The sequence below is a fragment of the Kocuria atrinae C3-8 genome (genome assembly GCF_000286355.1).
Lineage (GTDB): Bacteria > Actinomycetota > Actinomycetes > Actinomycetales > Micrococcaceae > Kocuria > Kocuria atrinae_A.
Genome location: NZ_AJXN01000166.1, coordinates 1 through 7,485 on the forward strand (window position 1 = coordinate 1; position 7,485 = coordinate 7,485).

The 7,485-nt window shown below is 63.1% G+C and carries 5 protein-coding genes and 2 pseudogenes; 6 read left to right on the forward strand and 1 reads right to left on the reverse strand.

The annotated features are described in order from the left end of the window. From YO9_RS0115005 to YO9_RS21100, 3 genes and pseudogenes are all read left to right on the forward strand, one after another. Positions 1 to 1,070 (forward strand): annotated as a pseudogene (locus YO9_RS0115005) (3-oxoacyl-ACP reductase); the annotation flags it as partial. A gap of 4 nt (positions 1,071 to 1,074) precedes the next feature. After that, positions 1,075 to 1,275, forward strand: coding sequence for a hypothetical protein (locus YO9_RS0115010; protein ID WP_016998220.1), 201 nt, complete (start codon positions 1,075 to 1,077; stop codon positions 1,273 to 1,275). Then, entirely contained in the window at positions 1,254 to 2,087 is an 834-nt protein-coding gene (locus tag YO9_RS21100; RefSeq protein WP_317259855.1) for a hotdog family protein, read from the forward strand. The genes YO9_RS0115010 and YO9_RS21100 overlap by 22 nt, the downstream gene beginning before the upstream one ends. Positions 2,088 to 2,363: 276 nt before the next feature. Here the strand turns inward: YO9_RS21100 and YO9_RS19140 are convergent, their stop codons facing one another. Then, positions 2,364 to 3,290, reverse strand: a complete 927-nt coding sequence (locus YO9_RS19140; protein ID WP_223286673.1) for a glycosyltransferase family protein — start codon at positions 3,288 to 3,290, stop codon at positions 2,364 to 2,366. A gap of 98 nt (positions 3,291 to 3,388) precedes the next feature. On the opposite strand from YO9_RS19140, the gene ligA reads away from it, so the two are divergent. From ligA to YO9_RS0115030, 3 genes and pseudogenes are all read left to right on the forward strand, one after another. Next, positions 3,389 to 5,719 carry an NAD-dependent DNA ligase LigA gene (gene ligA / locus YO9_RS0115020; protein WP_223286675.1) on the forward strand — a complete coding sequence of 777 codons (2,331 nt, stop codon included), beginning with the start codon at positions 3,389 to 3,391 and terminating at the stop codon, positions 5,717 to 5,719. Between the two features lie 4 nt (positions 5,720 to 5,723). After that, positions 5,724 to 6,577 (forward strand): annotated as a pseudogene (locus YO9_RS0115025) (inositol monophosphatase family protein). 420 nt (positions 6,578 to 6,997) lie between these two features. Continuing rightward, a partial coding sequence (locus YO9_RS0115030) for a transglycosylase family protein (protein WP_031273441.1) occupies positions 6,998 to 7,485 on the forward strand: 488 nt, incomplete at its 3' end.

A 7,485-nucleotide genomic window follows, 5' to 3' on the forward strand; every position in this document is an offset into this window, starting at 1 on the left:
GCAAGTTGCGTTCCGGAGGACGGGTCATCACGTTGTCGCGACCGGCGGCAGGAATCGGAACCGGAGCGGCGTCGGGAACCCCCGCGGACGCACTGCCCAGGACCCCGCCGTGGCTGCGGCGCGCCAGGGTGTGGTGGGCATGTTGCGCTCGGCCGCCCAGGAAATGCGCGGCGGAACCACGGCCAACGGCATCCTGATTGCGGATGGTGTGGCCGCCGACGCCCCCTCCGTGGTGGGTGCCTGCGGTTCTTCCTGTCCGGGCGCAGCGCGTTCGTGGACGGGCAGTTCCTCACGGTGACCGATGAGCGCGGTGAGTCCAACGAGAACTGGGATCAGCCGGTGGCCGGCAAGGTCGCGGTCGTGACCGGAGCCGCCCGTGGCATCGGCGCCAGATCGCCCGCACCCTGGCGCAGGCCGGGGCCAAGGTGATCGTGGTGGACGTTCCGGCCGCGGGTGAGGCGCTCACCAAGCTCGCCAACGAGCTGCACATCTCCGCCCTTCAGCTGGACGTGACGGACCCGAAGGCGGGGGAGAAGATCCTCAACCTCGCGTCCGAGCGCTTCGGCAAGTTGGACCTTCTGGTGCACAACGCGGGAATTACGCGCGACAAGATGCTGGCCAACATGGACCAGGCCAAGTGGGATTCCGTGATCGCCGTGAACATCGAGTCTCAGCTGCGCATCACGGAGGCCGTTCTGGCTTCCGACAAGCTCGGTGAGCACCCGCGCATCGTGTGCTTGGCATCGACGAGCGGTGTTGCGGGTAACCGCGGGCAGACCAATTACGCGGCCTCCAAGGCCGGGGTCACCGGTGCCGTGGCGGCCACGGCCTCACTGATCGCGGAGAAGGGTGGCACCATCAACGCGGTGGCACCGGGCTTCATCGAGTCCGAGATGACGGCCAAGATTCCGGCGGCCCGCCGCCAGATCTCCCGTCGCCTCAACTCCCTTCAGCAGGGCGGCCTCCCGGAGGACGTCGCGCAGACCATCACCTTCCTGCTGTCGGACGCAGCCGGCGGAATCAACGGCCAGACACTCCGTGTGTGCGGCCAGAACCTTGTGGGAGCGTAGGACCATGACCAGCTCAGCAGAACAACTGCCCACCGTCCCCGAGAACTACGAACAAGTCCAACCGGCCGCCAAGCCGAACCTCGGGCTCTTGTACGCCACGGCCGGTGCCACCGCCGCCGGTGGATTCGCGAGCGACGCCGCCGCGCGCGCCTTGCCGGCGCTGCGCAAGTCCCGCTGGGAAAGGTGCTCCCCGCGTCCCTGCTGAATCGCGGGGGAGATCGCTTGCGCGCCGCCTTGGAAGTTCCCAAGGTCGCTCACGTGGTTGAAGGCCTCACGGTGGAGCCCGAGTGGCACGAGAAGTTCTGCCGCGTGGTTCACGCAACTCCCAAGCCGCTGGCTCCGGGATCGTCCGAGACGGCGGTGTTCTCCGGGGCCCTGCACTCGTTGGCTTTCCCGGTGGCCATGTCCGTGCTGACCCGCCAGGATTTCCCCTTGCCGGTCATGGGCATGGTGCACCTGACCAACACCGTGCAGCACGTCATGGACGTGGCCGTGGGCGAAGAGCTCACCGCGACGGCCTGGACCGAGAACCTGCGGTCGCATCGCGCTGGAACGGTCGTGGACGCCGTCGTCACCCTGACCCGTGGCGACGGAACCGTGGTCTGGGCCGGGCGTTCCGGCTACCTGGCCAAGGGCGAATCCGGCGCCATCGCGGGTGACGGTGCACGGACGAGTGACGAGGAGTCCAAGGACTCCGCGTTGACCGTTCCGTTCAACGCTCCGCAGCAGACCGCGCAGTGGCCCCTCAAAGCGGACACCGGGCGTGAATACGCCGGGGTGAGCGGGGACTACAACCCCATTCACCTCTCGGGTCCGTCCGCCAAGGCGTTGGGCATGAAGGCGCGATCGCCCACGGGATGTACACCGCCTCCCGTGCGCTCGCCACCACCGGGGTGCCTTCCGAGGTGCCGTTCACGTGGTCGGTGGAGTTTGCAGCACCCGTACTGCTGCCCGCGACCGTGGCCGTCTCCGTGCACGACGACGGACGCCGCGAACACTGGAACGGCTCGCGGGTGATCGCTTGGAACCCCAAGCGGAACAAGCCCCACCTGGAACTGGTGGTCAAGCCGCTGTAACGGCTGGTCAGTATTACTGAGGGCTAGTGCGCTCGCCTCTGATGGAGCAAGAATGTCCCGACGAGCGTGAGCGCACATAGCTCTGCCAGGACCAATGCGCTCACCATGATGGGCTGCACCTGTGGGGGAGCGGGGCCACAGCGATGCAGATCAGGACCTAGCAAATAGTGTTCATGAGTGTGCTCTCCTGGGTACTTAGCCTGTTGGCAGTCCTCGATCAGGTCGAGAACTTGGAAAGTACAGGTAGCGACTCTGCGACTCGAGGACTGCTCAGAGCCAGTGGGCCACGGCGGATGACTCTGCCTACCAGAGACGGTTTTGTCTGCTCTGCTAAAGCCAAATACTCGTTTGCTACTGTTTCTGGTGATTGGGCGGGAATTATCCTATCGCGTAGGTTTCGGTGTGAATCGTAGGTAGACATTTCGGCAACCAACTCCTCTGGGGTTGGCCAAGTTCCAACTGCGTGACCCCCGAAATTGTGCGTCCTCATGGAATCGAAGTTGTTTGCTGTGACCATGCCGTGTGATCCCATGTAATCCATGGCAAACACGTTCCGCCCACACGCGAGTGCTTCCATTGCCGTTCTGGCGATCCCAAACACCAAGTCTGCCCAGTTGTAGATGACCTCGGGGTCTCGAACGGCCATTTCTCGGCCCACTACCTTCAGGTCGAATCCCCCCAAGTCACATGCCTTCTCGATAGTTGACCGAGCTTGCCCTTGGCGATTGCTCACGAAGGCCACTCGTTTCAACGATGCTGCAACCGGGCCTCTGGGTTGGAACTTTGCACCGTCAATAGGATTTCTGATCACAGTAGAACTAACGGGTAAATTGGCCCGCACCGATTCAGACACCGAGACGTATGCATCCGCACCCAAGCACACCCGCTCTTCATCAGGTATGACTCCGTGGCTGGTGACGATTCGAGTCCGAATTGAAGCGCGACGTAAGTCTCGGAATGGGCCGTGGTGATTGATGAGAGCCAGGTCGTAGTCGGCGTTGGGGTCGTATCGATTCCAGCCGTTTGGGATTGCGCCGGTGTGAACGTAGAGGTCAATCAAATGGCCCTGAACCTCTAGTTGCCTCGCCATTTGTTCGATCCAGCGTTGAGTGCCGCCCTGATATTCCATGTCGTTATTGGCCATGAGAACTCGCATAATTCTGAAGTCTATGCAAAAGAAAACGGTTGCGAGGTTGGCATGTCCGAGCCGTGGGACACAATGGTGGGGTGAGCGAGAACAAGGTGACGAAAACTCAGCAGGCCACGGATGCGTCCGGGCAGGATCTCAATCCGGACGAGCCCAGTGAGGCGCTGCGTGAGGAGTACGCGGAACTGTCGGATCGTGTCCGAGAGGCCCGCACCGCCTATTACGTGAACGACCAGCCCACCATCTCGGACGCCGAGTATGACGAGCTGTACCGCAAGCTCGAAGAGTTCGAAGCCCTGAATCCGCATTTGGTGGCCAACGACTCGCCCACACAAGAAGTGGGTGGCGAGGTCTCCGCCGCGTTCGCGCCGGTCAAGCACCTCGAGAAGATGTACTCCCTGGAGGATGTCTTCTCGACCGATGAACTGACGGCGTGGCTCACACGCGCCGAGGCACAGATTGCCAACCTTTCCGGCGCACCCAAGGTCCAGTGGCTGTCCGAGGTCAAGATCGACGGGCTGGCCGTGAACCTGCTCTACCGCAACGGGGACCTGGTGCGCGCGGCCACCCGCGGCGACGGCACCACCGGTGAAGACATCACCCACAACGTGGCCACTATCAAAGACATCCCGCAGCAGCTCACCGGCGAGAATCTTCCGGAAGAGGTCGAGATCCGCGGTGAGGTATTCATCTCGTCCAAGGATTTCCGCAAGCTCAATGAGCAGATCGTTGAAGAAGGGCGGGCACCGTTCGCCAACCCCCGTAATGCCGCGGCAGGGTCATTGAGACAGAAGGACCCTCAGATCACCGCGCGCCGTCCGCTGTCGATGTTCGTGCACGGTATTGGCGCCGCCAAGGGTTTCGATTTGGAATCGCAGTCGGAGGCCTACGACGTCCTGAAATCGTGGGGTCTGCCCGTGAGCCCCTATACCAAGGTCCTGGACAGCATCGACCAGGTGCTGAAGTTCATCGAGGAATTCGGCGCCAAGCGGCACGATCTGCTTCACGAGATCGACGGCATAGTCATCAAGGTCAATGACCGCCGCACGCAGTTCCGGCTGGGTTACACCTCCCGCGTGCCCCGCTGGGCGGTGGCCTATAAGTACCCGCCGGAAGAGGTCAACACCAAACTCCTGGACATTCGCGTGAACGTGGGCCGCACCGGTCGTGTGACGCCCTACGGCGTGATGGAACCCGTCAAGGTTGCCGGATCCACGGTCGAGATGGCCACCCTGCACAACCAGGACGTGGTCAAGGCCAAGGGTGTGCTGATCGGAGACACCGTGGTGCTTCGCAAGGCCGGTGACGTGATTCCGGAAATCGTGGGTCCGGTGGTGGCTCTGCGTGATGGTTCCGAGCGCGAGTTCGTGATGCCCACGCACTGTCCCAACTGCGGTACCGAGCTGCGCCCGGCCAAGGAAGGCGACGTGGACATTCGCTGCCCCAACGCCGAAAGCTGCCCCGCACAGTTGATGGAGCGGGTGTCCCACGCCGCCAGCCGTGGTGCGTTCGACATCGAGGCTCTCGGCGATGAAGCGGCCAAGGCTCTCACCCAGCCCGTGCCTCTGGACGCGCCCGATGGCACCGAGTTCTCCGAACCTCCGCTGCGTAATGAAGCCCGGTTGTTCGATCTCACCGCGGCAGATCTCGAGCACGTCCAGATTTGGCGCGAGACCAAGCGAACAGTGACGGACAAGGAGACGGGGGAGAAGACCCAGAAGATCACGCTTCAACTAGTCCCGTACTTCTGGACCAAGGCCACGAAAGCCAAGCCGAGTGTGCCGTCTAAAACCACCGAGCAAATGTTCGAGGAGCTCGAGAAGGCCAAGTCCAAGGAACTGTGGCGCGTGCTAGTGGCACTGTCTATTCGCCACGTGGGGCCGACCGCCGCGCGCTCGCTGGCGACCGCTTTTGGTTCCATGCAAGCCATTCGTGACGCGGATGAAGAAACTCTGGCGGGGACCGACGGCGTGGGCCCGGTCATCGCGCAGGCGGTCACGGAGTTCTTCAGCGAGGATTGGCGCCGCAATGTGGTCGACACATGGGCAGCTGCGGGCGTCCGCATGGAGGAAGAGATCGACGAGTCCACACCGCGCACCCTTGAGGGCGTGACCGTGGTGGTCACAGGTTCGCTCGAGAACTACAGCCGTGACTCCGCCAAGGAAGCCATCCTGGTGCGCGGCGGTAAGGCCTCAGGTTCCGTGTCCAAGAAAACCGACTTCCTGGTCGCGGGAGAGAACGCGGGCTCCAAGTTGGACAAGGCTGAGTCGCTGGGTGTTCCCGTACTGGACGAGGCCGGATTCGACCGGCTGCTCGCGGACGGGCCATCGGCGTTCGGCGACCAGGACTCAGGGGACTCTGCGGAGGAAGCACCCGACACCGCCGACTCAGTGACAGAAGCACCGACCGAAACGCAGGAGAACTGAACATATGGATCGCGTACTCGAGGGCCTGGGCCCGGACACCTCCGAACTCGAAGAACTCCTGGAAACGGCATTCCACGCGGCGGCTGCCGGCGCTGCGGTCTTGGAAAAGCGGGACGAGTCCGAGTTCGACGCCGTCAACAAGACCTCCGCGGGGGACTGGGTCACCGCTTTCGACGTCGCTGCGGAGAAGGCCGTGGTGGACGTGCTGCGCTCCGAACGACCCTGGGACGCAATCACGGGTGAGGAATCCGGCACACACGTCCCGGAGAACCGTTCACCGGTGCGCTGGTCGGTGGACCCGCTGGACGGCACCACGAACTTCATCAGGGACATCGTGTACTACGCCACCTCGGTGGGTGCCTGTGACGAGAACGGCAATTGGCTCGTGGGTGTGGTGCACGCCCCTGCCCTGGGGCGCATCTACTACGCGGTGCGCGGTATGGGTGCGTGGGTTCGCCGAGACGGTAAGGACAAGCGGCTCACGGGTCCCCTGCCGGGCCGCAAGGTGCCCTCTACGGAACCGGTTTCTCCTACGACCCGGTGATCCGTCGCGAACAATTCGGGAACTTCCTGGACACCATGGACCACTACACGGACATGCGCAGGTTGGGAGCGGCGTCGTTGGATCTCTGCATGGTGGCTGAAGGAACGTTGGACGGATATTCCGAGCGAGGACTCCATGAACATGACTGGGCGGCTGGCGCGCTGATCGCGGAGGAAGCGGGTGCCCAGGTGCAGCGCCCGGACCTGCCGGCACCCACCGCGCTTCGCGGTCCTGACCAGGATGAACGCGAGTATGCAGACAACTACGAGCAGATCCGCAGCACCACCATCATTGGTGCCGCCGCGCGCGCCTGATAGTCGTTCTGCGCCACCGTTATCAAATCTCAATCATCTCGTTACATGTGCTTAACCTCACAGGAGGTTGACCCTTTGCGAGCGGATGTCATAGCGTGGCAGGCATTGTGCGCCCCGTGGGTGCACGGCCCGTGTCCCCTAAAGGGATGCGCCAGAACTTTGGGTATTGATTTGGCGTAACGAGAATTGTTACGCTATCGTTATCAACGACTTCCCCAAAGGACTCTCCTACGCGGGAGTCCGAAACGCTTGAGGCGGACATGATCTGCGCCTCAAGCCATGCTGGATGCTGCTGCAACACCGTACGTCGTCTACAGGGCAGCATTCCGTAGTTACTACCCCTGAACTCAACTTTTCACGGGTAGACGACGGCGCGAAGACACCCAGGGATGGGAACGAGCGTAGGTGGCCTACCGGAGCATGATGAAGACTTCGAACGTTATTCGCCGTGGTGCCGCTGCTTTCGTGATCGGCGGTGCAGCTGTTGGTGCAATGGCCATGCCGGCCAACGCAGCTCCCGCTTCGCCTTGGGACGCACTCGCCGAGTGCGAGTCCGGTGGCAACTGGAACATCAACTCGGGCAACGGCTTCAGTGGCGGTCTGCAGTTCACTCCGTCCACCTGGGCCGCTTTCGGCGGCACCGGAAATGCTGCAAACGCCTCCAAGGCTGAGCAGATTCGCGTTGCAACCAACGTTCAGGCAGAGCAGGGATGGGGCGCATGGCCCGCATGCTCGGCCAAGCTGGGCCTCTCCGGTACTCCGGCCCCCGCTGCCGAGCAGCCCGTGGCTGCTGCCGCTGCTGTGGCTCCCCAGGCCAACGAGGTCAAGCAGGAGCAGGCCGCTCCCGCTCCGGCCCCCGCTGCTGAGGCTCCCGTTGCTGCTCCGGCCGCACCGGCTGCTCCGGGCTG

Bases quoted from the DNA above. Each gene is read 5' to 3' on its own strand.
- YO9_RS0115010 (WP_016998220.1), top strand. From the start codon at position 1,075: ATGACCAGCTCAGCAGAACAACTGCCCACCGTCCCCGAGAACTACGAA.
- YO9_RS19140 (WP_223286673.1), bottom strand. From the start codon at position 3,290: ATGGCCAATAACGACATGGAATATCAGGGCGGCACTCAACGCTGGATC.